Here is a 25,181-nt window from a genome sequence, read left to right on the forward strand (position 1 = left end):
ACAGCCCCGTGGTGTGCGCTCTTGTGATGGCAAGTGTGGAGTATTGATGAGCCGGTAGCCTGTCGCCCGGCTGATGCCCGCTTTTGCAGCAGCTGTCTCAATGGGATGGTTCTGTCTGAGCCTCATGAAAAGCCTCGTTTGGTGATCGGTTACATGGCGGCCCGGCACAACGGCGATTCTCTAGATTTGAAAACCACTACCGTAACGGACCGGCCGCGATCACAGCCCCCAGAACATCTGGCAGCGCGTCGGGTGCGTGCCTACGCACGGGCTACGCCCTCACTTCGGCATGCGCCCGACGCGCTGTCTCATCTTGATTGACGCTGAGTCTCACTTTGATTGTCGCGCCGCACACAATTCTTTCCGATTACGTCAGTGAATAGGTGATTGGGTTCATGTCGTTGTCGAAAAAATGATTATGAGAGATGTCACCACGATTATCTCTCAACCGATAAGTTGCTGTCACGCAGACACCAGTCCGGCTATTCATCAGGTAAGCGCCGTCGATGCTCTCAACGTTTGGATGGATACTGATTTCATTGCATCTTTGCTCAAGGACTTTGTAATTTTTGCCAAAAATAGTGCACAGATCCTTGTTGAAGGAAAATATTTTTCCTGGATCAAAGATTCCTGCACCAGTCCGTTCGCATTCGTGCCAGGGTGTGCCCTCCTTGATACGGATGAACTCAAGTTCATATCCACGCACTGATCCTTCTAGGATTTCCACAGGACGCCTCCTCATCGCATCAACGATTGCCGACTTTACTTCCGGTTTAATGCGCGGCCCCAGATAGATGCGTTTCAACGCAGTATCAATGTACAGCTTACGTCCCATCCTTCCAACAAGATATCTCCACTCTTTCTCATGCTGCCATTCTGTTCGCTTCTGACTTAATCGACTGAAGACTATTTCCATCGGATCAGAGGAAGATAGCCTTTCGCAGGTTATAGAGGCAGGGGCATTGGAACTGTATATCACCTGCATCGGCATCAAAGAGTCCCTGGGAAGATCAGAGACTATTAAATCCCGTGTATCAAACTCAAGGCACATACCTCCAAAATTACTACCATAGTATGCCCACAGTGGGTAGTCCAAGTAGGTTTCTGACATTGAGATTAAGCCAGAGCTACGTGCTGTCTTGGCAGTTTCTTCGAGAACTGAAGTCAATTGCGCAAGGATCTGATTAGGGAGAATCACTCCCATAGGATCTTCCAAGCCGGGGAATTCGAACAGCGCTTCCATGGGATCATTCATCTGTTCAAAGCTAGGAGCATAAAGATAGCTGCCACAGATCGCGTCAAGCTCTCGCTTCACCAATTCGCCATCGCCCAGTGGTCGGTATCTATACAACGTTGCTGGCGGAGGCCTTCTATTATTTGATTTCATGGGGGTAGTAAGTTCAGTGCTAAGAATCGCGAAAATTATTTTTCAAGAGATCACCGAAAAACCATCGGCCACCCTGTGATGCAGGTACCCTTCTACCTCGGTCACAATAGATGCTAGGGAAACCTTGCAATTACCTATATTTCCGCGCCAACTCGGCACCCAGTTCGAAATCGCTGAGCCACACATCCCACACTACCTATTGACGGCGGCCTGATCCTACTTCAAGTTAATCGGCTGGGCTTTGAAGGCATATCCGGCTGCAAATGCGGCGACTACAGGTAGCATAGGCGCATGCGCCGTAGAACCGAGCCCAGCCTGAATAGCCATTGTAGTGTACGCAGCTGCGACTCCAAGGGAGCCGCCGACTGATACTCTGATCGCCATATAGGAAAGATCCCACCGATCTGCCTTGCGTCGAGCGTGTGGACCCATCGTAAATGCGCCGTGATCAAGTAGGCGAGATGCGATGGAGATGCAGCCTCCCGCAAAGCCTGCAATAGCGGTGTTTATGGCGATTCCATTCATGGCATCAATAGCGAACCAAAAGGTGCCTATTACGATAAGAACAGCTACTGCAAAGCCGGCAACGATCGAGCACGTTTGTCCCGCTGGAGAAAGATCATTGGACGGAACAGCCGAGCTGCTTGGTGTTGGGGAGGATGAATTCACAGCGAAACCGAAAATGGTAAAAACGTGTTAACGTCAATCAATCCGTTAGCTTTAGGCTCTATATCAGTATGTTGCAGTATCGAGTTAATTCGAGATCAACACGACGAAGGAGCATGACTGACGCAGGTTCCCAAGCATTTAAGGATGGTATCGATTTGGACGGCCACCACTATTTTACGGGATCGTTCCCGGAGACACCCATGTGTGCTGGCAAGACGCGGTTTACGCAATAGGAAGAACAGCCGGTACTGCTCAAAGAACTTGGCCCGAAACCAGTACTTGTGACCGTCACCCAGAGTGCTGCCTCGCCGATATTCGGAGTGTGCGGGATCCTGCGGGCAGATTCAAGACGAGCCGAAACCAAATCCAACTCGTGCAAAATTCACGGCCATAGCCGAGCCGTACTGATCAGGGCAAGTATCCAGACCACATCTCCATCGATTTCGTAAACCAGTCTATAGCTTTCATGAGGTATCAGTTCGCGCGCTCCCGGAACCAGCCCCTCTTTGCCTAGCTTTGGATAAGTGGCCAATCGGCCCGCTGCGACACTAAAAAGGTCATCCATGCAGGCAGCCACCACAGGGTTATCAGCAGAGATGTAGTCCCAAATGTCAGCGCGATCTTGTTCCGCCTCTGGCGTCCAAATGACTTTCACTTTTACCCCGCCATGAGCTGGCGGCGCTTGGCTGCGAAGGCGGCTTCGACGTCTTCATTTGATCGACCCCGCCCTTCCCGCATCGAAACTCGGGCAGCTTCCACCTTCTGATGCAGGTATTCGTCGTACTCACGAGATCTGCGGCGTTGATCGAGGTACCCGCGCATCAACTCGCGCACGACCTGAGATGCAGGCCGATCATCTTCCATGGTGGCTGCCATGAACTCGTCACGCAGCTCTGCTTCCAGCTTCATCGTGAAAACCGCTTTTGTACTCATGCGAAGCTCCCAATTACATGCATTCTTAGTATATACCGAGTTAGTACCACATTAGGGCTGACGATGGTGTCAGGAGGATGGCTGCTTTCTAGTATCTTGTGAAATACCCGGTAGGCATCGTCACTGCTTTCATAGACGGGCTTAGTGCCCTCGTCGCTGACCCGCAGCGTGAGACCATCGGGCAGCCGCTCACCCACCTGGTCTACCGTAACGAATACCTGGGGCAAGGGGTGCAATTTACCTTTCCTGTCGTAAACTTATCGCAATGGCAGGACCGCCGTCTTGTGGCCTACGGTTACCCGCAAGACCAGATTCATGCGGTGGTGCCGCACCGGACGAACTGACCCAGCGCATTCACGCAGCCAGCACCGCTCAGTTAGAGACCTGGTCGCTGAATTTCGTGGACGCCGCCATCCTGGACGACGTGTTTCAGGATTGAATGCCAGCAGCGGCACGGTTGGCCACAAGACCTTGGGCGCAGAGCGATCAACGCTTCAACAACCGTCTTGTCAGCAGCGCTCGCAAGTCCTTGCGCGTATCGCAAACGATGTGGATGTAAAGCATATCGCCTTGCACTTCGTAGACGATGCGGTTCATGCCGGAAAGCGTCTGTCGGTATTGAGATAGTCCCAGTTCAGCGAGTTCAGGCGGGATGTGACCACTGAGTGGAAACGCCGCTGTGTTGCGTACCGTGGTCTTGATGCCTGCGTAGGTTCCCTGCCACGTAGCCTTGTCAAAAACCTGGGTGATGTACTGGCGCAGTTCCCTGATGTCGGTCTGGGCCTCATCAAGCAACACTGCTTTCACGACACGTCTTCCCCGTCCAGCTCGGTAAAGAAGTCTTCCGCATGACGGTAGCGGCCCTGTTCAATATCTCGCTGCCCCATCGCCAGTATCTTCAGAAGCGCCAGGGTCTGCTCTTTCTGCTCGTAGCTGTTCACATCCATGACGACCAGCCGGGCCTCTCCGTTCTGGGTAATCAGCATGGGTTCGCCGGTCTCAGTCACATCTTTGGCGATGTCGGCGGCATGGCTTTTCAGGTAGCTGATAGGCCGGACATGGGTGGCGAGCCTCATGGCAAGCTCCTGATAAGTGGCATGATAGGGGAAAATATAGACTGAATTTAGCCCCACGTCCAGTTTTTACAAGCTATGCGGCAATCTCCCTATGGACTCGCACCACGCACGATTGGCACCTAATCCAGGCCCTGGAAGACGTATTTCAGGACTGAATGTCAGCATGTTTCGATAAAACCCCGATAATTCCGACAGACCGCCGCCAGCGCCTCGGGCATACCCTTCAGGCCATCGGGCATGCGGATCCGCACTGGGCGGTTTGAGACGTTGAGGTTAGGAGAGCCGAGGGATTCCCAGGCGGTCGAAGTACTCGACCGTTAGCGCAGTGTTCAGTGATGTCCCACATCGTCATTCGACGATGGGCAGCGGCTTCCGGTCCTCGAACGCGGACTGCACGGCCTCGACGACGCGTAAGGCTCGCGCCTTGTCGCCGAGTATCGGGTACTCCTTCACGAGCTTGCCCGAAATCCGCCACCCATTCTCCTTGATCGATCGGATCATGCGTACGGCGTCCGAATCCGGCATTTCCAGCACATCCTTGATGCGCTGCTGTGCAAGCTCGAACCGCGCCAGCAGGCGCGCCTCGTCCGCCATTTCATGGCGGATCGTGTGCGCGACAAGCTGGGCCGTGTAGATCGCATGCTCGGTGAGATCCGGGTAACGCCAGGCAGCGTTGGCATCGTCGTAGGCATCGAACACGAAGTTCGACTTTACGCCGTCCTCGTACTCGACCATCTCCCCGAAACGATAGACAGCGTCGTACCGCCGCATGAAGGGTCGCGAGAACACTTCCAGTGCGCGGTCATAGCCGTGACCGAACTCGCGCACGCTGGTAATGGTCGCGGACACAGGCAGAATCACGCCAGCTGGAATTGCCTGATCACGCAACAACGTATCGTTGATCAGAAAGCGATGGATGCGTCCGTTACCGTCGCTCATCGGATGGAGATAGACAAAGCCGAACGCGATGGCAGCCGCCCGCGCTAGCGAGTCGCGCCCGCGGGTCGACTGCTCGAACGCTTGCAGCCCTGCCAGCATGTCGCCAAGCACCGAGAAATGCGGGCCTATATAGTGGACGACGTCCTCGCGGAGGGTGGCCTGGCCGACGAAGACTGGCGATCTGCGCACACCCAGCCGAAGTGCTGCCGTGCCCAGGATGCCCTTCTGCAGCACGGCCAGCCCATCGGCACCAAGCGGCTCGTCGAGCTTGCCGCAGTGTTCGGCCATGACGTGGGCGAACCGCTTGACCCTATCTGTCTGGTCGGCCTCGCGCTCGATCAGGAAACTCGCACGCGACTCCTTGAACGTAAGCCAAGCAGCGGCGCGCATCAGCACGTCCTCGCCAAACTGGTGGTCCAGTTCCGTGAGCGCATCCAGAGGGTTGAACCGCAGCAATTGAGTCAGCGCCTGGGAGCGCCGGATAATGGGGCAAAAATCCGGCGTACCCGGCAGGTTGTTGTTGACACGCCAGCGACGCTCGCGAACAGCTTTGGTACGCGTTAGATAGGCAGCATCGGAAACAGCATCGATGTAGGTTCCGCCAGTCAGGTCCGGGACGTCAAGCCGGCTGCCAGTAAGCCATTCATAGAAAAAGCCAGCCCGGCGCGCGTACTGCCCGAACGGCTCGGTGCGGCACCAATCCTCTAGCGGCCGAGGCCCGCAGGCAGCGAACAGCCGGGCGAAAAATTCGAGATGGATCTCCTCGTACTTCAGCCCAAACTCGAAGTGTCCGGCAAAGGTATCGGCCGGCCGGTAAACGGCCGGGTACTGGTTCTCGATGCCCTGGGGTGACTCTCGCGTCGCACGGGTAGTACCGATGACCGACGCCACACGCAGCGGCTGCACCGGCATGACGCCAAATCTGGCCTCCAGGGTTTTGAAACCGATCTGCATGCCATGAAAATCCATTACGGATCACTAAAAACGCTTATTTTTAGCGAAGAATTCCAAAAAACGATGATGCTATATCGTAAGCGCCCCCGTCAAGTAGACAGTGCTTGATAGAGATTCGGAGCCGTAGTCAATCGACTGCGTGAATTCTGGGCCAGGGGGTGCAATTTACCTTCCCTATCGTAAACTTATCGCAATGACAGCCAGCTCGATAAAACCCCGACCATTCCCGTGACTACACACACCTTTTCCCACCTGCCGCTCTCCCCCACCCAGCTCGATAACCTGGCAAATATGGGCTATCTGACCATGACGCCGATCCAGGCGCAGAGCCTGCCCGTCATCCTGGAAGGCCGCGATCTGATCGCGCAAGCCAAGACCGGCAGCGGCAAGACGGCGGCTTTCGGCCTAGGCATCTTGCATCACCTGGACCCCGCGCGGTGGGTGCCGCAGGCGCTGGTCGTCTGCCCCACCCGGGAACTGTCCGAGCAGGTCGCCACCGAACTGCGCCGCCTGGCCCGCGCCGACGGCAACATCAAGGTGCTGACGCTGACGGGCGGCGCCTCTGCACGCCCCCAGAACGAGTCGCTGGCGCACGGCGCCCACGTCATCGTCGGCACGCCGGGCCGCCTGTTGGACCACCTGGCGCGCCAAACGCTGGATCTGTCCGCCGTGCGCACGCTGGTGCTGGACGAAGCGGATCGCATGGTGGACATGGGCTTCTTCCCCGATGTGATGGAAATCGCCCGCGCCTGCCCGGACCGGCGCCAAACGCTGCTGTTTTCCGCCACCTACCCGGGGAGCATCCGCGAGGATGTCGAGCACCTGCTCACGAACCCCGAGTTCGTCAAGGTGGACGCGGTGCATAGCGAAACGCAGATCGAACAGCATTTTTACGAGATCGACGCGGCGGAGCGCTTCAACGCGACCGCCCTGCTGCTGCGTCATTTCCAGCCGGAATCGGCGCTCGCCTTCTGCAACACCAAGGCGGCCTGCGCCGAGCTGTCTGCTCATCTGAAACGGGCGGGATTCAGCGCGCTGGCGCTGCACGGCGACATGGATCAGCGCGACCGGGACGATGTGCTGGTGCAATTTTCGAACCACAGCAGCAACATCCTGGTGGCCACGGACGTCGCGGCGCGCGGGCTGGACATTCCTTCGCTGCCCATGGTGATCAATGTCGAGCTGGCCCGCGACCCTCAGGTGCACACGCACCGGGTGGGCCGCACGGGCCGGATGCAAGAATCAGGGATGGCGCTCAGCCTATGCGCACCGGATGAACACTATGTGGCGTCGCGCATTGCGCAGCAGCTTGGGCGCCCGCTGGACCTGAAGCCGCTGCCCCGCCCGCAGTCCGCTGGACGGCCCACCCAGGCGCCGATGGTGACACTGCTGGTGCTGGGCGGCAAAAAGGCCAAACTGCGTCCGGCGGATCTGCTGGGCGCACTGACGGGCGACGGCGGGCTGACGCGGGAACAAGTCGGCAAGATCAACATCACGGACCAGGTGTCCTACGTTGCGCTCAGCCGCGCCGTCGCGCGCAGCGCCTTTCCGCGCTTGGAAAATATCCCGATCAAGGGCAAGAAGCAGCGGATGAAGCTGCTGTCGTGAACGGGCAGTTGTCCCCGACCAGCGACACGACTGGGTGCACCGCCGATTCAAGCAGTGTCCGCAAGGTGAAACGCCGGCTTACTGACAAGCAATCCGCTGGCGTTCTCGCATTGTGCGTTGGCCCCGCACCACACACCACCCGCTATTGTGTGACAAACCATGGGGAAAGCGCCCAAGGATGGACAACCTGAGGATCTGTGTAACCGCTGGCAAGATCCAGGTTCAAGCCCCGGATTCCGGGCCCATAATTTCCATCATGAACGCCCTCATCGCACGCCGAATCGGCCAGTTTGCGCTCCTGCTGGCCGCAATATCCGCCCTGGGCGGATGCGCCGTCTACGAGCCTGCTCCCGCCTACTACTACGGTGACGGCGGACCGGTATACGCCGAGCCCCCCGCCTACTACGGCCCGCCCCCCGTTTATGTGGCGCCCCCGAGCTTGTTCTTCGGCTTCAGATCGGGCGGTTGGGGCCATCGGGGTTATCGGGGCCATGGGGGCTACCGGCACCACGGCTGGGATTGAAGCGTACGCGTGCTACCGTATGTGTTTCACCCCATCAAGAGGCCCGCGCATGCGCACTTACGGCGCCCAACTCATCGACGGCCACATTCACATCGAACAGCGGGATGCGCCCATTCCTCAGCCCGGACCACAGCAATTGCTGGTCCGCGTGCGGGCGGCGGGTTTGAATCGCGGGGAACTTCTGGCGCTGCATGCGCAGCCCCGCACGCCCGGGCAGGCGGCCAGCCTGGGGATCGAAGCGGCTGGCGAAGTCGTTCAGGCCGGGACCGACGCCCTGCCCTTCAAAGCCGGTGACCGCGTCATGGGGCGGTGCGGCGCCGCCTTTTCCGACTACGTGCTGCTGGACGCGCACGATGCCCTGGCCGTACCTGATCGCCTGTCCTGGCCACAGGCGGCGGCCATCCCGATCGCCACCATGGTCGTCTACGACATGCTGATAGCGCAAGGCCGCCTGTCGGCGGGCGAATGGCTGCTGGTCACCGGGATTTCCTCGGGCGTGGGCGTAGCCGCCCTGCAGCTGGCCAAGGCGCTGGACGTCCGGGTCATCGGCACCTCGGGCTCGGCACAGAAACTGGCGGCCCTGAAACCGCTGGGGCTGGACGTGGGCCTATGCACCCGCGATGCCGACTTCCACGACGCCGTCATGGACGCGACCGGCGGCAAGGGGGTGAACCTGATCGTCAACATCGTCGGTGGCTCGGTCTTTGCCGAATGCATCCGATCCCTGACCTTCGAAGGCCGGCTGGCGACAGTCGGCTACATGGACGGCATACTGGAAGGCCGGCTCGATCTCGCCGCCCTGCATGCCAGACGCCTGACGGTCTTTGGCGTGTCCAGCAAAGGCTACGGCCCCGAGCAGCGCCAGCGCATCGTCCAGGGTGTCGCCGACCGGATCCTGCCACTGCTCGCCGACGGGCGGCTCACTCCCCTCGTCGACCGGGTATTCCCGTTCGACGATCTGGCGGCGGGCATTGCCTACATGGAATCCAACGGACAGCTGGGGAAGATCGTCCTGGGCGACGACTGAGTCGCCCATTATTTAAAGTGCGTCGTCTCCTGCAGAAGGCTCAAGGCCTGCCGCACGCCATGCAACTGGTCCACCAGATGCAGGATGAGTTCGACGCCCGCATCATTGACGCCGAAATTCTGTTGCAGGTCCTGGATGAGCTCCACGCGCGCGATGTCGCACTCGGAAAACAGAACCTCGGAGGACGCCTCGTCCGGAATGAGCCACCGCTGCTCCAGCCAGAACTCCAGGGTCTGCTCCTGGAGGTTCGCGCTAATCAGAAATTCGTGTTTGGTCATGATCATGATGCTTCACCTGCGCGCGGATTGTGAGTCTTCCCCCTTTCCCATTGGGCGATGAACGCGTCGAGTTCGGGATCAGGCCGCTTGGGCAGCACGATTTTCAGCCGGACGAGTTCGTCGCCAAACCCCCCTTCGCGACGCGGCGCGCCCTTGCCCTTGAGCCGCAGTGTGGTACCGCTGCTGGAGTGTCCGGGAATCATCAGCATCACGTCGCCGGTCGGTGTGGGGGCCCGTACCTCGCCGCCCAGGATTGCTTCCGACAGCGATACCGGCAGTTCCAGGATGACGTCGTCCCCTTCCTGCCTGAAGCGCGGGTCGGGCAGGACCTCGACCTGGATGAGTGCATCGCCCGGACGACCGGTGCCGTGCCCGGGCGCGCCCTTGCCCTTCAGGCGCAGCATTCGGCCATCCAGCATGCCTGGCGGAATCGTCACGTCCAGCGTGCTGCCATCGGGCAGCGTGATTCGCTTGCTGGCTCCGGTCACGGACTCGACGAAACGGATGGACAAGCTGTACATCAGATCTTCGCCGCGCCGGTTGGCGTGGGCCTCGCGCCCACGGCGCAGGATCTCGGCAAAGATGTCGTCGTCCGAGAAATCCGCATAGGCCGCATCGCTGGTGTAGCGGTCCGTCTGATCTTGCGAGGCGAAGTCGCGGTAGTAATGACGCTTGGGTTGTTCCGCGCCGCCGGCATCGATCTCGCCCGCGTCGAATCGCAGGCGTTTCTCTGGGTCGCTCAGCAACCCGTATGCCACCGAGACTTCCTTGAATTTTTCTTCCGCAGCCTTGTCGCCCGGGTTCAGATCCGGGTGCAGCTTCTTGGCCAGGCGCCGATAGGCCTTCTTGATCTCGCTGAGCGGCGCGGTTCGCGCAACCCCAAGCACTGTATACGGATCTTGCACCATAAGCCTCGCTAGAACGTCACGACGTCAGTCAGATTACCATGCGGCATGGGTGACGCAAGTGATGTCGATGCGGTCGGTCAGCTCAGCTTGCAGGAACTGCCCTTGGGTAATGGCTACCGGGGGGGACTCAATCCGTACTTCGGGGCCCATAAAAGAACAAGGGCTTACAGACAAAAATCTGTAAGCCCTTGGTAATGCTGGTCGGGACGGCGGGATTCGAACTCGCGACCCCTTGCACCCCATGCAAGTGCGCTACCAGGCTGCGCTACGCCCCGAAAGACGTGAATTCTAGCACAGAATTCTCGGGGGCCGCTCGCCGATCCACGAACAGCGTGGAGCCCGGATGCTTCTTCGCCTGGGACTTGGCTTCGCTCGCGGCTTGGGCGATCTGATGGCGCGATTGGAAGGCGCCCGGTTCGACCCGGACCAGGCCCAGGGACAGCGCGGGCAGGCTATAGCGGCGGTGCAGGCCCTGGCGGTCCTCGGCCTCGTAGTTCTCGACGGCGCCCTGCCCCGCCTCGATCATCAGTTGCCGGATTTCACGCGTGAAATCGGCCAGCATGCGCTCGCAGCGCGCCCGCCAGTCCGCGCTGCGCAGCAGGATGATGAAGTCGTCGCCGCCGATATGTCCCAGGAAATCGTGCTGCTCGTCGACGTGGCGCGACAGGATCCGGCTGAGCAGCCGGATGACGTCATCCCCCAGGCGATAGCCAAAGATATCGTTGAAAGGCTTGAAGTGATCCAGGTCCGCATAGCAGACGGCAAACTGCAGGCCGCTGCCCAGATAGCGCTGGATCTGGCGATCGATGGGCACGTTGCCGGGCAGCTGCGTCAGCGGATTGGCATGCCGCGCCGCCCGCAGCTGCAGGCGGTTCAGCGCCTGCAGCAAGTCCTGGCTGGATCCCACGCCCAGGTAGCGCCCGCGCCCGGTGATGATGAAGTCGGTGGCCAGGGCGTGACCCTCGGCCTCGGCCAGCCAGCGGCTGAGCGTCAGCAGCGGCGTGTGCATGTCCACGATCAGCGGTTTGCTGTCCATGAACAGCCGGCAGGGGCTTTTACCATACAGCTCGCGCTGGAACGGCAGGGAAAACCGCTCCACCAGGCTGCTGCGCTTGAGCACACCAAGCGGACAGCCATCCTCCACCACCGGAATGGTGTAGAGGCCAGGCTTGCCCAGAAACAGACTGAAAACCGCTTCACTGGACATCTGGGAGGTGACGCTGGGAACACGCCGCAACAGTTGCAGCGCCCAGCCCTGCTCATCGTCCTGCGGCAGCCCGGGCTCCGCGCAGCATCGCAGCGCGTCCAGCCGCAGAGTGGTCAGATCGGACGACAGCCCCGTCCAGGCCCGGCGCGAGGGCTGCGCCTGCGGCCGATCGATGTAATAGCCCTGCGCGCAGGAAATGCCCTGATCGCAGACGCAAGCCAGTTCATCCACCGTCTCGATGCCCTCGGCCACGACGATGGCGCCAGCCACCGCCGCGATGTCGCTGATGGAACGCAGCATCTGCTGGCGCAGCAGATCGTCCTGGATCCCTCTGACAAAGGCCTTGTCGGTCTTGATGTACTTGGGTCGCAATTTCAGCCAGCGGCCCAGATTGGAGAACCCGGTACCCAGATCATCGATGGCGAACTGCACGCCTTGCGCCTGCAGCACCGCGATGACGGCCGCCAGCTCCGACCAGTTGCCATCGACCTCCTGTTCCGTCACCTCGACGACCAGGCGGCTGATGTCCAGCCCGGCCTGCAACAGCAGAGCCGGCAGGCTCGGTTCGGACTCGCAGGTAGCCAGCAAAGCCTGCGGACTGATGTTCAGGAACAGGCGGCCGGGCAGCCCCAGCGCGGCGAAGCGCTCGACGACGACGCGCGCTGCACGCAATTCCAGGGTGACCCCCTGTCCCAAGGCGCGCGCCGCCGAAAACAGAGGTTCCGGACTGTACAGCCGGCTGTCCCGAGGGCCGCGGATCAGCCCTTCGTAGCCCAGCGCGGCACCCTCCCGCAGCCAGACGATCGGCTGGAACACGGCGTCGAGGACGCCGCCCAGTATCAGGTCACGATCGGCGCTCGCCGGATCGATACCCGGGCCGACATCGGCCGCCAGACGGGCGGGCTGTTTCGGATCCGGCAGAGACCACATTGACACACCAACATCGAAAGAAATACGAGAGCACCGCCGGGGCAGGCAACCGCCCCGGCCGATGGCCATCCGTCAAAGCAGGCCCAGCTGCAGCTTGGCCGGTTCGCTGATCATCTCGCGGCTCCAGGGCGGATCCCAGACCAGATCCACAGTGGCTTCATCCACGCCGCCGATATTCAGCAGCTTGTTGCGCGCCTCGTCGGCGATCATCGTGCCCATGCCGCAGCCGGCGGCGGTCAGCGTCATCTTGATCTCGATGCGAAACCGGTCCGGCGTGGCGGCGGGCATGACCTTGCACTCGTAGACCAACCCTAGGTTGACGATGTCCACGGGGATTTCCGGGTCATAGCAGGTGGACAGCATGGTCCAGGCGGCGTCTTCCACGGATTCCACCGTGGCCGGGCCTTCATGGACATGCTTGACCTCTTCGGTGGGCTCAAAGCCCAGGGCATCGCCATCGACGCCCTCGATACGATACAGATTGCCTTCCACCATCACGGTGTAGGTGCCACCCAGCTGCTGGGTGATGACGGCCTCGCAGCCCGCCTCGATGGTCACGGGCGAACCGTAGGGCACGGTGACCGCCGGGCAGTCCCGGTTCACGATCACTTCCTGCCGATTGAAACTCATGATGTTACCTCTGGTTCATCGCATTATTCGGTGACGGCCGTATCGCGCGCCTGCACGATGGCGTTGTGCAGCGTATGCCAGGCCAGTGTGGCGCACTTCACCCGTGAGGGAAATTCGCGCACCCCGGACAGGACTTCGAGCTTGCCCAGATCGCAATCCGGGTGGGCTTCGGTCAGCATGGCGTGAATGTTGTGAAACAGGGATTCCACCTGATCCACGGACAAACCGCGCACGGCTTCCGTCATCAGCGACGCCGACGCGGTCGAGATCGCGCAGCCATGGCCGATGAAGCTGACATCCTGCACGACGCCATCCGCTACCTGGGCATAGACCGTCAGCTGATCGCCGCACAACGGGTTGTAGCCATCGGCCCGGTTCGAAGCATCGTCCATCGCATGAAAATTGCGTGGGTTGCGGTTGTGATCGAAGATGACTTCCTGGTAGAGCTCTCGCAGGCCGTCTTCTGTGTCTCTCATGCCTTACACCCCGAACAGTTTCTGGGCCTTGCGCACGCCCGCCACCAGGGCCTCGACGTCGCGCAGGTCGTTGTACAGGGCGAAGGACGCCCGCGCCGTGCCTGGAATGCCAAAACGCGTCATGAGCGGCATGGCGCAGTGGTGCCCCGCCCGGATCGCCACGCCTTCGGTGTCCAGGATCGTGCCCAAGTCGTGCGGATGGATGCCGTCGACCAGGAACGACAGGATCCCCGCCTTGTGCGGCGCGGTGCCGATCAGACGCACGCCTGGCAGTGCCTGCATGGCGGCGGTGGCTTCAGCCAGCAGCGCCGATTCGTGGGCGGCGATGCGGTCCAGCCCGATGCCGCGCACATAGTCGATCGCCGCGCCCAGGACGATCGACCCGGCGATGTTCGGTGTGCCGGCCTCGAAGCGCTGCGGGCCCTCGGCCCAGGTGCTGCCGTCGAAACTGACAGTGCGGATCATATCGCCGCCGCCCTGCCAGGGCGGCAGGTCCTTCAGGATCGAACCGCGCACATACAGCGCGCCGATGCCGGTCGGACCATAGATCTTGTGCCCGGAAAAGGCGTAGAAATCGCAGTCCAGGGCCTGGACGTCCACCGTCGCGTGCGCCACGGCCTGGGCGCCGTCGATCAGCACCAGGGCGCCGGCGTCATGCGCCAGGCGGGTCAGATCCTGAACAGGATTGACGGTCCCCAGCGCGTTGGACACATGAGCGATACCGACCAGCTTCGTGCGCGCGTTCAGCTGCGCCCGGAAGTCGTCCAGGTCGAGCTCACCCGAATCCGTGATCCGGACATGGCGCAACACGGCACCGGTGCGGGCGCACAGCAGCTGCCACGGCACGATGTTGGAATGGTGTTCCATCCCGGTGACCAGGATCTCGTCGCCGGCCCGCAGGGTCTGGCCCCAGGTCTGCGCGACCAGATTGATGGATTCCGTCGTGCCTCGGGTGAAGATGACGTTCTGGCTGTCGGGCGCGTTCAACAGCTCGCGCACTCGTTCCCGAGCCTGTTCGTACAGGTCGGTGGCATGCTGGGACAGCCAGTGCACGCCTCGGTGGATGTTGGCATTGGACTGTTCGTAAAACTGATCCAGCGCCTGGATCACCGCCCGGGGTTTCTGAGTGGTGGCGCCATTGTCCAGATAGGCCAGCCGGCGCTTGCGCACAGGCCGCGCGAGGATCGGAAAATCGGCTGCGCAGTCCAGCAGCGCGGCGCGGCCGCCGACCGCCGACAATGCATCCCCCGCCTCGTCATCGACGGCGAGACGGGCGCTTTCGCGAGAAGTCAGCGGCGCGTTCATGCGGCCTCCTGGAGGGCCATGCCGCCGGGCAACAGGGCGCGGATGGCCTGCTCGACCCGTTGGCGCAAGGGTACGAAATCGATGCGCGCAACACTGGCCGCCGCGAAGGCGTAGGTCAGGATGTCGCGGGCATGCGCCTCGTCCAGCCCACGCGTACGCAGGTAAAACAGGCTGTCGGCGTCGATCTGGCCCACGGTCGTGCCATGGGCGCATTTCACGTCATCGGCGTAGATTTCGAGTTCCGGCCGGGAATCCGATTTCGCCAGACGCGACAGCAGCAGGCTGTCATTGCGCTGGATGGCGTCGGTGCCGTCGGCACCGGGCGCGACCAGGATACGGCCGCTGAACACACCATGCGCGGTATCGGCCAGGATGCCGCGATAGTTTTCATGGCTGACGCAACGCGGCTTTTCGTGGCCGATCAGGGTGTGGTGATCCACGTGACGGCGCTGGTTCACGTAGTACAGCCCATTGAAGAGCGTCTCGCAGCGCTCGTCGGCGAAATGCGTGGCGATGTCGTGCCGCGCCAGGCGCGCGCCCAGGGACACCGAATGGGATGCGAAATACGACCCCCGCGACTGCACGGCATCGATTTCCCCCAGGTGCCAGGCCTGGGCCGATTCCTGTTGAAGTTTCAGATGGGTGATGCGCGCGTCGCTGCCCAGCGTCAGGCGGGTGGCGGCGTGGCGCAGATTGCTGGCGCCCGGCACACCGACGTAATGTTCGACCACGGTCGCCTGCGAATTGGCATCCGCCTGGATCAGGTGGCGCAGAAAATGCGCCGCCTGCGGCGACGCGGCCACGCATACCAGGTGGATGGGCTGCTCGACGGCCACGCCGCACGCCAGCCGGATCCAGGCGCCATCGCTGGCCAGTGCCAGGTTCAGGGCACTGGTGCTGTGGCCGTCCTCGGCCTGGCCATAGGCGGCCTGGATGGCCTCGGCGTGATCCGCCCAGGCCTGCGACAGCGGCAACAGGGTCGCACCTGCGGGCAGCGACCCGAGGTCGGACAACGCCGCGTCGAAAGCACCATCGACGAACACCAGCCAGTGGCCGGATTCGCCGGCCTTCAGCGAGGCGACGAGGTCGGCCACCGGCTGCGCGCCACCGTCCGCAAACGTTGCCGCCGCCAACGGCGACAGCGACGTATGACGCCAGGCATCGTTTCGGGTGGTGGGCCAGCCTTCGCTCATAAAGCGGTCCAGAGCCTGCCGACGCAAATCGGCCAGCCAGGGCAGCCGCGCTCCGGCCAGGGAATCCGCCCGCCGGCCCAGCACATCGGCCCAGACCTGAAGATCGGTACTCATGCGCGCGCCCCCGGTTTGACGCCGATCTTCTTGCCGTCGTCGGCCTTGGCGCCACGCGCGGCCGCCGGGGTCTGATTGACCCCTTCGATCCAGCCGTAGCCTTTTTCTTCCAGTTCCAGCGCGAGTTCGCGGCCGCCCGAACGCACGATCCGGCCGTGGGCCAGCACGTGGACGAAATCAGGCACGATGTAGTCCAGCAGGCGCTGATAGTGGGTGATGACGATCATGGCGCGATCGGGCGAACGCAGGCGGTTGACGCCATCAGCCACCGTCTTCAGGGCGTCGATGTCCAGGCCGGAATCGGTCTCGTCCAGGATGGCGAGTTTCGGTTCCAGCAAGGCCATCTGCAGGACCTCGTTGCGTTTTTTCTCGCCGCCTGAAAACCCTTCGTTGACCGAGCGGTACAGGAATTCATCGCGCATGCCGACGAGCTTCATTTCCGCCTTGGCTTTCTTGACGAAATCCATGGCGTCCAGTTCGGGCAGGCCGCGATGACGCCGTCCGGCGTTGACGGCAGCGCGCATGAAATAGGCATTCGAGACACCCGGGACTTCGATCGGGTACTGGAACGCCAGGAAAATGCCGGCACGGGCGCGCTCTTCCACGGGCAGGGCCAGCAGGTCCTGGCCTTCGTACGTGACGGTGCCGCCCGTGACCCGGTAGTTCTCGCGGCCGGTCAGCACCTGGGACAAGGTGCTTTTCCCGGCGCCGTTGGGGCCCATGATGGCGTGGACTTCGCCCGGATTGACCTCGAGGTTGAGGCCGCGCAGGATTTCCTTGTCCTCGATCGAGGCGTGCAGATCATTGATTTTCAGCATGAGATGGGCTCCTTAACCGACGCTGCCTTCCAGGCTCACGCCGAGCAGATTCTGCGCTTCGACGGCGAATTCCATGGGCAATTCCTTGAAAACTTCCTTGCAGAAGCCGTTGACGATCATCGACACGGCGTCCTCGGCCGACAGGCCGCGCTGCATGGCATAGAACAGTTGATCTTCCGCGATACGCGAGGCCGTGGCCTCGTGTTCGACGCTGGCGCTGGGATTCTGCACCTCGATGGTCGGGAAGGTGTGCGCGGCGCATTCCTTGCCGATCAGCAGCGAATCGCACTGCGTGTAATTACGGGCGTTTTCCGCCTTGGGCGTCATGCGCACCAGGCCACGGAACGTATTGCTGCCGTGACCGGCGGAAATGCCCTTCGAGATGATGGTGCTGCGCGTGTTGCGTCCCATGTGCACCATCTTCGTGCCGGTGTCGGCCTGCTGATAATGGTTGGACAGGGCCACCGAATAGAATTCGCCCGTGGAATCGTCGCCGCGCAGGATCACGCTAGGATATTTCCAGGTGATGGCCGATCCGGTTTCCACCTGGGTCCAGGAAATCCGCGAACGCGGCCCGCGACAGTCGCCGCGCTTGGTGACGAAATTGTAGATGCCGCCCAGGCCGTTCTCGTCGCCCGGATACCAGTTCTGCACGGTGGAATATTTGATCCGGGCGTCGTCCAGGGCGACGAGTTCCACCACGGCGGCGTGCAGCTGGTTTTCGTCGCGCATGGGCGCCGTACAGCCTTCCAGGTAGCTGACGATGGCCCCTTCGTCGGCGATGATCAGGGTGCGTTCGAACTGACCGGTATCGGCACTGTTGATGCGGAAATAGGTGGACAGTTCCATCGGGCATTTCACGCCCTTCGGGATATAGACGAAAGAACCGTCGGAAAAGACCGCCGAATTCAGCGCCGCGTAGAAATTGTCCCCCGGGGGCACGACCGAACCCATATATTTCTGGACCAGTTCGGGGTACGAGCGCACAGCCTCGGAAAACGAACAGAAGATGACGCCGACGTCGGCCAGCTGCTTGCGAAACGTCGTCGCCACCGACACCGAATCGAACACGGCATCGACCGCCACACCGGCAAGCTTCGCACGCTCGTGCAGCGGCACGCCCAGCTTTTCGTAGGTCTTCAGCAGTTCGGGATCGACATCTTCCAGGCTCTTGGGACCGTCCTTCTTCGATTTGGGCGCGGAGTAATAGCTGATGTCCTGGAAGTCGGGTTCCGGGAAATGGACCTTGGCCCATTGGGGCTGCGGCATCTTCAGCCATTCGCGGTAGGCGTTCAGGCGCCACTGCAGCATGAACTCGGGTTCGCGCTTGACCGCGGACAAGCGGCGAATCACATCCTCGTCCAATCCCTTCGGAAAGGTCTCGGCCTCGATCTGCGTGACGAAACCGGCGTCATACTCGCGATCGAGGAAGGAATCGAGCTTGTCATTGACAGTACTCATTTGGACAGACTCCAGTTCGGAATATTCGTAAGGGGCGGGTGCGCACCGGTCACGGCGACCACAGGCGCAGAGATGGGCCGCGCATCATCGACCATGTTGGCCAGCGTCACGGATTCCAGCGTGCGACGCACGATCAGGTTGATGCGCTGCCAGTGGGTGCGGATGTGGCAGGCGCCTTCGACGCTGCAGACGCCCGGCAGGGCCGTGCATTCCGTCAGGCCAAAGGGTTGATCCTCCAGGGCATCGATGATCTGGGCGACGTTGATGCGATCGGGCTCGCGTTCCAGGCGGTAGCCGCCATGCGCCCCGCGTGTGCTGGCGACCAGACCGTGCTGCGCCAGCAGTTTCAGGACTTTGCTGACCACGGGTTGACCGAGCCCCAGAGCCCCGGCCAGCTCGGCGGCGCTGCAGACGTGCGTCGGACGGGTTGCCATGTGCGTCAACACAAGGATTCCGTAATCGACGATCTTGCTGATCCGCAGCATGGGCTGGTCCAAGGGGGAGGAAATTCGGGAAACAAAATAGTACCGCTTTGGTACAGTATAGGTCAAACCCTGATGCCGCGGATCACGATTTCAGGCAAACGTGCCGTTGCGCGCCTGCCGGACGAACCTTTACGGCGTCTCGGCGGTGCGGGACTGCTGCAATTCCCACATCCTCGCATAACGGCCATCGCGTGCCAGCAGAGCATCGTGGGTGCCCTGCTCCACCACCCGGCCACCCTCCAGCACCAGGATGTGATCCGCATGGACGATGGTGGACAGGCGGTGCGCGATGATCAGCGTCGTACGCCCCTGGGCGATGCGGTCCAGCTGATCCTGGATGGCCCGTTCGGTGCGGGTGTCCAGCGCGCTGGTGGCCTCGTCGAAGACCAGGATGGGGGGTGATTTCAGCAGGGCCCGGGCAATGGCGACCCGCTGCTTTTCACCGCCCGACAGTTTCAGGCCCCGCTCGCCGACAGGCGTGTCGTAGCCCTGTGGCAGGGACGCCACGAAATCATGGATGTGGGCGGCACGCGCCGCCTCGATGACTTCGTCCTGCGTGGCACCGGGGCGGCCATAGGCGATGTTGTAGCCGATGGTGTCGTTGAACAGCACCGTATCCTGCGGCACGATGCCGATATGGGCGCGGACGCTGTCTTGCGTATAGTCGCGGATGTCGCGGCCGTTGATGCGCACGGCACCGGCGGTGGGGTCATAAAAACGGAACAGCAAGCGCGACAGCGTGGATTTCCCCGCGCCGGACGAGCCCACCACAGCCAGCGAGCCGCCCGCAGGCACCGAAAAGCTGACCTGGTGCAGGATCTGACGGTCCGCCTGGTAGCCGAAATCCACGGCATCGAAGCTCAAGCTGGCCTGATCCGCCTGCAAGACCGTGGCGCCCGGCCGGTCGGCAACTTCCTGATGATGCCCCAGGAGGTCGAACATGCGTTCCATGTCGGCCAGCGCATGCTTGATTTCCCGATAGACGAAACCCAGGAAATTCAAGGGCGCGTACAGCTGCGTCAGGTACGCGGACACCAGCACCACGTCACCCACCGTCATCCGGCCCAGCACCACGCCACGCGCGGACTGCCACAGCAGTGCCGTCATGCCGATGGTGATGATCAGGCCCTGCCCCATGTTCAGCAGATTCAGCGAAACCTGGTTGCGCACCGCCGAATCGACCCAGCCGCGCATATCGTGATCGTAGCGGCGGCTCTCGTAGGTCTCATTGCCGAAATATTTGACGGTTTCGTAATTCAGCAGGGCGTCGATGGCCTTGCCGTTGGCCTGGCTGTCCAGCGTGTTCATGGTGCGCCGGTACACCATGCGCCGTTCGGTGACCTTCAGGGTGAACAGCACGTAGGCCGCGATCGTGGCGAGCGTCAGCGCGGCAAAGATCCAGTCGTAGCGCCACAGCAGCACCCCGGTCACCATGGCGATCTCCAGCAGCGTGGGCAGGACGTTGAAGACCGTGAAATTGAGCAGAAAGCCGATTCCCTTCGTGCCACGCTCGATGTCGCGCGTCAGTCCGCCCGTGCGCCGCCCCATGTGAAACCGCAGCGACAGCGCCAGCAGATGGCGGAACACCCGGCTGGCGACCTGCTGAATGGAGCCCTGGGTGACCCGTGCGAACAGGGCGTCGCGCAGTTCGCCGAAAACCCCGGTCATCAGGCGCGCCAATCCGTAGCCGGCCAGCGCGGCCAGGGGGACCGTCAGCTGCGTGGAGGGCATCCCCAGCCCATCGATCAGATCCTTCAGGTAGATCGGGGTCGAGACATTGGCCAGCTTGGCCACGAGCAGACAGGCAAAAGCCAGCGTCACGCGGCCGCGAAAGGCCCACACATAGGGCCAGAGGGTCTTCAGAGTCTGCCAGTCGTCGCGTCGCGCGGGGGCCGGGCCAGTATGGGAAAAACGCATGGAAACGTCCGGAAATCTGGAGTGACAAGCTGCGGAGCCGCGACAGCGGCTGCACGGCGGGCTGCGCATACAATAGAGAGCATTGAAGGAAGCCCGGCTGATTGTATGACTGTTTCGGTTTTCGATTACGAAGTGGAACTCGGCGCCTGCGCCGCCGGTGACCGGTCCGCTTTTCACGCCCTGTATCGCCACGAGGCGCCCGCCATGCGTGCCCTGGCGCTAGCCATGCTGGGAGAGCCCGAACATGCCGATACCGTTCTGCACGAGACCTTCGTGCTGATCTGGCGTAACGCCGCTGGCTACAGCCCGACCATCGGCACCGCCCGCGCCTGGATGTACAGCATCCTGCGCTATCGGGCGCGGGCGCATGCGCGGCATCACCAAGAAGCGGGGGACTCGTCCCCGGAAAACCTGCCGCTGCCGACCCTGACACTGCGCACCGACGCCACCGCCGACACGATACCAGGCGCGCTGGCCGCTCTGCCCGCCCCCCAGCTCGAAGCACTGCTGCAGGCCTACCTGCACGGCGGTGACCCGGCCCGTATCGCCGCCCTGCTGGACCGTTCCGAACCCGACATCCAGGCATCCATCGAGGCAAGCCTGAGCCATATCGACGAGGCCGTGCGCGCATGAAATCGCACCGTTCCTATTCCGATCACGAAATTGCGTGCTATGTGCTGGGGCTGGACATGCCCGATCAGTCCCGGGACATCCAGGCGCGCCTGGCACAGGATGACGCGGCCGCCGCGCGGGCCCTGAAGTGGGAAACGTATTTTCTGGGCATCGTCGATGCGCTGCAACCAGCCCCGCCGCCCGCCACGGTGATCGCCCGGATCCAGGCGACCCTGGGAATGGAAGGCATGCCCATGCCGGAAGAGCCCCGCCCGGCGCCGATTCACGCGGCCGAACCTGATACACCATCATCCCCTCAGGAATCCTCGGGCCGCCTGGATTGGCGCCGCTGGCGGATTGGCCGCCATCGCATCGCCGTCATCGTCGCGGCCTGCATGGTAGCCGGCCTGCTCACCCTGGTGATCGGGGCCAATCTGCACCACACGACCAGCAAGGTCGTGCAACAACCGGTACAGCTGGAAACTCACTAAAAATGCAGGGCTGCCCCAAGAACGGCCCCGCATCGGAAAAACGCACCCGCGGCATCAGCCCGGCGGCGCCGGATCAAAGATCGCGCAAACCCGCTGCCTGATTGGGCCGGTCAGCAGCACCCAGCGCCCGGCCCAGGCGCTCGCGAATGCCCTGCAGTTCGGCTCGCAGGGACTGCAATTCGGCCCCGGTCAGGCGCACGGCAGCATCCTGGTCATGTGGCACGTCGGCACCCTCGCCCAAGCGGTTGCGGGCGCCGGCGATGGTGAAACCCTGTTCGTACAACAGATCGCGGATGCGGCGCACCAGCAGAACCTCGTGGTGCTGATAATACCGCCGATTACCCCGGCGCTTGACGGGCTTGAGCTGCGCGAATTCCTGTTCCCAGTAGCGCAGGATGTGCGGCTTGACGCCGCACAGTTCGCTGACCTCGCCAATGGTGAAGTAGCGTTTGGCGGGGATGGGCGGCAGCGCCGAAGAAGACGCGGCCGGTGTCATGCGGGTTCTCCGGTCGTCACGATGCCATCCTTGAGTTTCTGGCTGGCATGAAAGGTCACCACCCGGCGGGCCGAGATGGGAATGACCTCGCCCGTCTTCGGGTTACGCCCGGGGCGCGGCGGTTTATTGCGCACCTGAAAACTGCCGAATCCCGAAAGTTTGACCTCGACCCCCTGAACCAGGGCATCGCGGACTTCGGAAAAGAACGTATCCACCACGTCCTTGGCTTCCCGTTTGTTCAGGCCCACGCGCTCGAACAGCAGTTCGGCCAAGTGGGCTTTGGTCAGCGTCCGATCCGTATTCACCCGCAAATCTCCTATGTACGCAACCGGGCCCCATGCGCCTGGGACAGAGCCTCGGTCAGACGTTGCATGCAGTATTCTATCTGGCGCTCGTCGAGCGTCGCATCCTGCCCCTGGAACCAGAAACGCAAGGCCAGGCTGCGTTGTTCCGCGGAAGACGCATCGCGCCAAATGTCGAACAGTTTAATGTCTTTGACGACCGCGAGTGCGGCATCGGCCGCGATCTGGTGTTCAAGTGTATCAAGCAGGGCCTGCCATGGCAGCCGGGCATCGACCCAGATCGCCAGATCGCGCACCACGACCGGCTGCCTGGACAGATCGGCCGACTGCGGAAAGACGCGTTCGGACACGGCGTCGGCATCCAGTTCGAAGACCACCGGTGCATGCGCCAGATCCAGCGCCTGCGCCCAGCGCGGGTGAACTTCGCCCAGCCACCCGATCGGCCGCCCGTCCAGCAGCAGCCGGGCGCTGCGCCCGGGATGCAGCGCGGGATGGCTGGCGGCCTCGCAGCGCAACCCGGCGGCGCGAGCCCCCAGCAGGGATTCGAGATCGCGCTTCATGTCGAAGAAATCGACGGGGCGCACGGCTTCACCCCACTGTTCGGGCAGGGCCGGCCCCCAGGCCGCGGCTGCCAGATGGGTGGGCTGCGCCACACCGGCCACGGACAGGTCGCCGTCGGCCACGGATGCGTCCCGCGCAAAGACACGGCCCAGTTCGAACACGCGGACCCGGGTCTGGCGGTGCTTGGCGTTGTGCGCGATGTTGGCAAGCAGCCCGCCGATCAGCCCGGATCGCATCACCGCCAGCTGGCTGGCGATCGGATTGAGCAGCCGGATCGGCTGTTCATTGCCGCAGTAGTCGCGTTCCCAGGCCTCTTCGACGAAGGAAAAATTGATGACCTCCTGGTAATCCAGCGCCGCCATGGACGCGCGCATGGCATGCGGACCGTACAGGGTTTCGGGCTGGGCCCGCATCAGGGCGGGCGCGACCGGCGGCAGGTCGGGGATCCGGTCGAAGCCGTAAATGCGGGCGACCTCCTCGATCAGGTCTTCTTCGAGGTTCAGATCGAAGCGGGCCGCCGGCGGGGTCACCAGGAAGTCCTCTCCGTGGTGTGCGAATTCGAACCCCAGGCTCGCGAAGATGCCGGTGATCTGCTCGGCCGACAGGTCGATCCCCAGCACACGCACGCAGCGCGACAGGCGCATGCGCACGGGGGCGCGGGACGGCAGCCGGAGGATCTGGTCATCCAGGGGGCCCGCCTGCCCGCCGCAGATATCCAGAATCAGCTGCGTCATGATGTCCAGATGCGCGGGAATGGTGGAAAAATCCACGCCCCGCTCGAAGCGGTGTCCGGCCTCGGACGTGAGTTTGAAGCGGCGCGTCAGGCCCATGATGGCCTCGGGCCACCAGAATGCCCCTTCCAGATAGACGTCCGTGGTGTCCAGCGTAACGGCCGAGGCGTTGCCCCCCATGACGCCGGCCAGGCTTTCCAGCGCCTGGTCGGTGGCGACGACGCCCACGTCGGGCGCCAGCGCGACGGTCTGGCCATTGAGCAATTCCAGCTGCTCGCCCTCGCGCGCCCAGCGCACGGTCAGGCCACCCTGAATGCGCCGCAGATCGAACACATGGGTCGGCCGGCCCAATTCCAGCATGACGTAGTTGGAAATATCGACCAGCGCCGACACGCAACGCTGCCCCGCGCGTTCCAGGCGGGATTTCATCCAGTCGGGCGTGGCGGCACGGGCATTCACGCCGCGCACGATCCGGCCCGCAAAGCGGCCGCACAGGTCCGGCGCCTGAACCTGAACCGGCAGACGGTCCTGGATCGTCACCGGCACGGCGGGGACTTCGGGCGCGCGCAGCGCGCAACCCGTCAGGGCGGCGACTTCCCGCGCCACGCCCAGGATGGACAGGCAGTCCGCCCGGTTGGGGGTGAGCTTCAGGGTGAAGATCGTATCGTCCAGATCCAGGGCGGCCCGGATATCGGTGCCCGGGGTCAGGTCGGCGGGCAATTCCAGCAAACCGGAATGATCCTGGGACAGCCCCAGCTCGCGCGCCGAGCACAGCATGCCGCGGGACTCGACCCCGCGCATCTTGACCGGCCCGATCTTCATGCCGCCAGGCAGTTCGGCACCGACGCGTGCGAGCGGCACTACGAGGCCAGCAGCGGCGTTGGGCGCGCCGCAGACGATCTGCAGTGCGGAGCCAGTGCCATCATCGACCTGGCAGACACGCAGTTTGTCGGCGTTGGGATGGGGTTCGGCGGACACGATGCGCGCCACAACCACGCCCGCGAACGGCGGCGCGTAGGGATCGGCGTCCTCGACCTCCAGGCCGGCCATGGTCAGCCGGTGGGACAGGGCTTCGCTGTCGATGTCGGGATTGGCCCAGGCACGCAGCCATGATTCTGGAAATTGCATGATTCGGATTCCGTATCGCGAG

Annotated in this window: 25 protein-coding genes, 1 tRNA gene and 1 pseudogene; 5 read left to right on the forward strand and 22 right to left on the reverse strand. The window is 62.4% G+C overall.

Annotated features, from left to right (window positions below):
• Window positions 1-367: 367 nt before the first annotated feature.
• The 7 genes and pseudogenes from ABCV34_RS04600 to ABCV34_RS04630 all read right to left on the reverse strand — a co-directional run bounded on the left by ABCV34_RS04600 (window position 368) and on the right by ABCV34_RS04630 (window position 5,958).
• Entirely contained in the window at window positions 368-1,243 is an 876-nt protein-coding gene (locus ABCV34_RS04600; RefSeq protein ID WP_345798044.1) for a DUF2971 domain-containing protein, read from the reverse strand.
• Window positions 1,244-2,289: 1,046 nt separating this feature from the next.
• Window positions 2,290-2,400: pseudogene (locus ABCV34_RS04605) on the reverse strand (type II toxin-antitoxin system YhaV family toxin); the annotation flags it as partial.
• A 38-nt stretch (window positions 2,401-2,438) separates the two neighbouring features.
• Window positions 2,439-2,711, reverse strand: coding sequence for a type II toxin-antitoxin system RelE/ParE family toxin (locus ABCV34_RS04610; RefSeq protein WP_345798045.1), 273 nt, complete (start codon window positions 2,709-2,711; stop codon window positions 2,439-2,441).
• A 2-nt stretch (window positions 2,712-2,713) separates the two neighbouring features.
• A complete protein-coding gene (locus tag ABCV34_RS04615; protein ID WP_345798046.1) occupies window positions 2,714-2,989 on the reverse strand; it encodes an antitoxin of toxin-antitoxin stability system in 276 nt (91 codons plus the stop codon).
• A gap of 486 nt (window positions 2,990-3,475) precedes the next feature.
• Window positions 3,476-3,796: a type II toxin-antitoxin system RelE/ParE family toxin gene (locus ABCV34_RS04620; protein ID WP_345798047.1), complete on the reverse strand. Its 321-nt coding sequence runs from the start codon at window positions 3,794-3,796 to the stop codon at window positions 3,476-3,478.
• Window positions 3,793-4,065 carry a type II toxin-antitoxin system Phd/YefM family antitoxin gene (locus ABCV34_RS04625; protein WP_345798048.1) on the reverse strand — a complete coding sequence of 91 codons (273 nt, stop codon included), beginning with the start codon at window positions 4,063-4,065 and terminating at the stop codon, window positions 3,793-3,795. The genes ABCV34_RS04620 and ABCV34_RS04625 overlap by 4 nt, the downstream gene beginning before the upstream one ends.
• Before the next feature lie 348 nt (window positions 4,066-4,413).
• Window positions 4,414-5,958: a Fic family protein gene (locus tag ABCV34_RS04630; protein WP_345798049.1), complete on the reverse strand. Its 1,545-nt coding sequence runs from the start codon at window positions 5,956-5,958 to the stop codon at window positions 4,414-4,416.
• 228 nt (window positions 5,959-6,186) lie between these two features.
• Between ABCV34_RS04630 and dbpA the strand changes: the two genes are divergently transcribed.
• The 3 genes from dbpA to ABCV34_RS04645 all read left to right on the forward strand — a co-directional run bounded on the left by dbpA (window position 6,187) and on the right by ABCV34_RS04645 (window position 9,116).
• Window positions 6,187-7,566: an ATP-dependent RNA helicase DbpA gene (gene dbpA, locus ABCV34_RS04635; RefSeq protein WP_345798050.1), complete on the forward strand. Its 1,380-nt coding sequence runs from the start codon at window positions 6,187-6,189 to the stop codon at window positions 7,564-7,566.
• A 256-nt stretch (window positions 7,567-7,822) separates the two neighbouring features.
• Window positions 7,823-8,089, forward strand: coding sequence for a hypothetical protein (locus tag ABCV34_RS04640; protein WP_345798051.1), 267 nt, complete (start codon window positions 7,823-7,825; stop codon window positions 8,087-8,089).
• 49 nt (window positions 8,090-8,138) lie between these two features.
• Complete coding sequence (locus ABCV34_RS04645) at window positions 8,139-9,116, forward strand: zinc-binding dehydrogenase (protein ID WP_345798052.1); 978 nt, start codon at window positions 8,139-8,141, stop codon at window positions 9,114-9,116.
• Between the two features lie 8 nt (window positions 9,117-9,124).
• On the opposite strand, the gene ABCV34_RS04650 is transcribed toward ABCV34_RS04645, so the two are convergent.
• The 12 genes from ABCV34_RS04650 to ABCV34_RS04705 all read right to left on the reverse strand — a co-directional run bounded on the left by ABCV34_RS04650 (window position 9,125) and on the right by ABCV34_RS04705 (window position 20,838).
• On the reverse strand, window positions 9,125-9,400 hold the full coding sequence (locus ABCV34_RS04650) for a chaperone modulator CbpM (protein WP_345798053.1): 276 nt from the start codon (window positions 9,398-9,400) through the stop codon (window positions 9,125-9,127).
• On the reverse strand, window positions 9,397-10,302 hold the full coding sequence (locus tag ABCV34_RS04655) for a J domain-containing protein (protein ID WP_345798054.1): 906 nt from the start codon (window positions 10,300-10,302) through the stop codon (window positions 9,397-9,399). The genes ABCV34_RS04650 and ABCV34_RS04655 overlap by 4 nt, the downstream gene beginning before the upstream one ends.
• 198 nt (window positions 10,303-10,500) lie before the next feature.
• A tRNA-Pro gene (locus ABCV34_RS04660) sits at window positions 10,501-10,577 on the reverse strand.
• Window positions 10,568-12,439 (reverse strand): GGDEF domain-containing protein, encoded by a 1,872-nt coding sequence (locus ABCV34_RS04665; RefSeq protein ID WP_345798055.1) that lies wholly within the window; start codon window positions 12,437-12,439, stop codon window positions 10,568-10,570. Before ABCV34_RS04665 ends, ABCV34_RS04660 begins: the two co-directional genes overlap by 10 nt.
• A gap of 72 nt (window positions 12,440-12,511) precedes the next feature.
• Complete coding sequence (sufT, locus tag ABCV34_RS04670; protein ID WP_345798056.1) at window positions 12,512-13,069, reverse strand: putative Fe-S cluster assembly protein SufT; 558 nt, start codon at window positions 13,067-13,069, stop codon at window positions 12,512-12,514.
• A 23-nt stretch (window positions 13,070-13,092) separates the two neighbouring features.
• Window positions 13,093-13,545 carry a Fe-S cluster assembly sulfur transfer protein SufU gene (gene sufU / locus ABCV34_RS04675; protein ID WP_345798057.1) on the reverse strand — a complete coding sequence of 151 codons (453 nt, stop codon included), beginning with the start codon at window positions 13,543-13,545 and terminating at the stop codon, window positions 13,093-13,095.
• A gap of 3 nt (window positions 13,546-13,548) precedes the next feature.
• Complete coding sequence (locus tag ABCV34_RS04680; protein WP_345798058.1) at window positions 13,549-14,850, reverse strand: cysteine desulfurase; 1,302 nt, start codon at window positions 14,848-14,850, stop codon at window positions 13,549-13,551.
• Window positions 14,847-16,157: a Fe-S cluster assembly protein SufD gene (gene sufD, locus ABCV34_RS04685; protein ID WP_345798059.1), complete on the reverse strand. Its 1,311-nt coding sequence runs from the start codon at window positions 16,155-16,157 to the stop codon at window positions 14,847-14,849. The genes ABCV34_RS04680 and sufD overlap by 4 nt, the downstream gene beginning before the upstream one ends.
• Window positions 16,154-16,975: a Fe-S cluster assembly ATPase SufC gene (sufC, locus tag ABCV34_RS04690; RefSeq protein ID WP_345798060.1), complete on the reverse strand. Its 822-nt coding sequence runs from the start codon at window positions 16,973-16,975 to the stop codon at window positions 16,154-16,156. The genes sufD and sufC overlap by 4 nt, the downstream gene beginning before the upstream one ends.
• 12 nt (window positions 16,976-16,987) lie before the next feature.
• On the reverse strand, window positions 16,988-18,436 hold the full coding sequence (gene sufB / locus ABCV34_RS04695) for a Fe-S cluster assembly protein SufB (protein WP_345798061.1): 1,449 nt from the start codon (window positions 18,434-18,436) through the stop codon (window positions 16,988-16,990).
• Complete coding sequence (locus ABCV34_RS04700; RefSeq protein ID WP_345798062.1) at window positions 18,433-18,921, reverse strand: SUF system Fe-S cluster assembly regulator; 489 nt, start codon at window positions 18,919-18,921, stop codon at window positions 18,433-18,435. Before ABCV34_RS04700 ends, sufB begins: the two co-directional genes overlap by 4 nt.
• A 129-nt stretch (window positions 18,922-19,050) precedes the next feature.
• Entirely contained in the window at window positions 19,051-20,838 is a 1,788-nt protein-coding gene (locus ABCV34_RS04705; protein WP_345798063.1) for an ABC transporter ATP-binding protein/permease, read from the reverse strand.
• 105 nt (window positions 20,839-20,943) lie between these two features.
• Here ABCV34_RS04705 and ABCV34_RS04710 point away from each other — a divergent pair, with 105 nt between their 5' ends.
• Both ABCV34_RS04710 and ABCV34_RS04715 read left to right on the forward strand, forming a co-directional pair.
• Window positions 20,944-21,471 carry a sigma factor gene (locus ABCV34_RS04710; RefSeq protein ID WP_345798064.1) on the forward strand — a complete coding sequence of 176 codons (528 nt, stop codon included), beginning with the start codon at window positions 20,944-20,946 and terminating at the stop codon, window positions 21,469-21,471.
• On the forward strand, window positions 21,468-21,941 hold the full coding sequence (locus tag ABCV34_RS04715) for a hypothetical protein (protein ID WP_345798065.1): 474 nt from the start codon (window positions 21,468-21,470) through the stop codon (window positions 21,939-21,941). Before ABCV34_RS04710 ends, ABCV34_RS04715 begins: the two co-directional genes overlap by 4 nt.
• 73 nt (window positions 21,942-22,014) lie before the next feature.
• On the opposite strand, the gene ABCV34_RS04720 is transcribed toward ABCV34_RS04715, so the two are convergent.
• The 3 genes from ABCV34_RS04720 to pheT are packed head-to-tail and all read right to left on the reverse strand — an operon-like array spanning window position 22,015 to window position 25,159.
• Window positions 22,015-22,437, reverse strand: a complete 423-nt coding sequence (locus ABCV34_RS04720) for a MerR family transcriptional regulator (protein ID WP_345798066.1) — start codon at window positions 22,435-22,437, stop codon at window positions 22,015-22,017.
• A complete protein-coding gene (locus ABCV34_RS04725) occupies window positions 22,434-22,742 on the reverse strand; it encodes an integration host factor subunit alpha (protein WP_345798067.1) in 309 nt (102 codons plus the stop codon). Before ABCV34_RS04725 ends, ABCV34_RS04720 begins: the two co-directional genes overlap by 4 nt.
• 11 nt (window positions 22,743-22,753) lie before the next feature.
• Window positions 22,754-25,159: a phenylalanine--tRNA ligase subunit beta gene (pheT, locus tag ABCV34_RS04730; protein WP_345798068.1), complete on the reverse strand. Its 2,406-nt coding sequence runs from the start codon at window positions 25,157-25,159 to the stop codon at window positions 22,754-22,756.
• Between the last annotated feature and the right edge of the window lie 22 nt (window positions 25,160-25,181).

The organism is Castellaniella sp. MT123, from assembly GCF_039614765.1.
Lineage (GTDB): Bacteria > Pseudomonadota > Gammaproteobacteria > Burkholderiales > Burkholderiaceae_B > Castellaniella.

Excerpts from the sequence above, each read along its gene's own strand:
- ABCV34_RS04650 (WP_345798053.1), bottom strand. The coding sequence starts at position 9,400 with ATGATCATGACCAAACACGAATTTCTGATTAGCGCGAACCTCCAGGAG.
- pheT (WP_345798068.1), bottom strand. The coding sequence starts at position 25,159 with ATGCAATTTCCAGAATCATGGCTGCGTGCCTGGGCCAATCCCGACATC.
- ABCV34_RS04705 (WP_345798063.1), bottom strand. The coding sequence starts at position 20,838 with ATGCGTTTTTCCCATACTGGCCCGGCCCCCGCGCGACGCGACGACTGG.
- ABCV34_RS04665 (WP_345798055.1), bottom strand. The coding sequence starts at position 12,439 with ATGTGGTCTCTGCCGGATCCGAAACAGCCCGCCCGTCTGGCGGCCGAT.
- ABCV34_RS04640 (WP_345798051.1), top strand. The coding sequence starts at position 7,823 with ATGAACGCCCTCATCGCACGCCGAATCGGCCAGTTTGCGCTCCTGCTG.
- ABCV34_RS04645 (WP_345798052.1), top strand. The coding sequence starts at position 8,139 with ATGCGCACTTACGGCGCCCAACTCATCGACGGCCACATTCACATCGAA.
- ABCV34_RS04700 (WP_345798062.1), bottom strand. The coding sequence starts at position 18,921 with ATGCTGCGGATCAGCAAGATCGTCGATTACGGAATCCTTGTGTTGACG.
- sufC (WP_345798060.1), bottom strand. The coding sequence starts at position 16,975 with ATGCTGAAAATCAATGATCTGCACGCCTCGATCGAGGACAAGGAAATC.
- sufD (WP_345798059.1), bottom strand. The coding sequence starts at position 16,157 with ATGAGTACCGATCTTCAGGTCTGGGCCGATGTGCTGGGCCGGCGGGCG.
- ABCV34_RS04625 (WP_345798048.1), bottom strand. The coding sequence starts at position 4,065 with ATGAGGCTCGCCACCCATGTCCGGCCTATCAGCTACCTGAAAAGCCAT.
- sufB (WP_345798061.1), bottom strand. The coding sequence starts at position 18,436 with ATGAGTACTGTCAATGACAAGCTCGATTCCTTCCTCGATCGCGAGTAT.
- sufU (WP_345798057.1), bottom strand. The coding sequence starts at position 13,545 with ATGAGAGACACAGAAGACGGCCTGCGAGAGCTCTACCAGGAAGTCATC.
- ABCV34_RS04680 (WP_345798058.1), bottom strand. The coding sequence starts at position 14,850 with ATGAACGCGCCGCTGACTTCTCGCGAAAGCGCCCGTCTCGCCGTCGAT.
- ABCV34_RS04655 (WP_345798054.1), bottom strand. The coding sequence starts at position 10,302 with ATGGTGCAAGATCCGTATACAGTGCTTGGGGTTGCGCGAACCGCGCCG.
- ABCV34_RS04600 (WP_345798044.1), bottom strand. The coding sequence starts at position 1,243 with ATGGAAGCGCTGTTCGAATTCCCCGGCTTGGAAGATCCTATGGGAGTG.
- ABCV34_RS04615 (WP_345798046.1), bottom strand. The coding sequence starts at position 2,989 with ATGAGTACAAAAGCGGTTTTCACGATGAAGCTGGAAGCAGAGCTGCGT.
- ABCV34_RS04630 (WP_345798049.1), bottom strand. The coding sequence starts at position 5,958 with ATGCAGATCGGTTTCAAAACCCTGGAGGCCAGATTTGGCGTCATGCCG.
- ABCV34_RS04715 (WP_345798065.1), top strand. The coding sequence starts at position 21,468 with ATGAAATCGCACCGTTCCTATTCCGATCACGAAATTGCGTGCTATGTG.
- sufT (WP_345798056.1), bottom strand. The coding sequence starts at position 13,069 with ATGAGTTTCAATCGGCAGGAAGTGATCGTGAACCGGGACTGCCCGGCG.
- ABCV34_RS04710 (WP_345798064.1), top strand. The coding sequence starts at position 20,944 with ATGACTGTTTCGGTTTTCGATTACGAAGTGGAACTCGGCGCCTGCGCC.
- ABCV34_RS04720 (WP_345798066.1), bottom strand. The coding sequence starts at position 22,437 with ATGACACCGGCCGCGTCTTCTTCGGCGCTGCCGCCCATCCCCGCCAAA.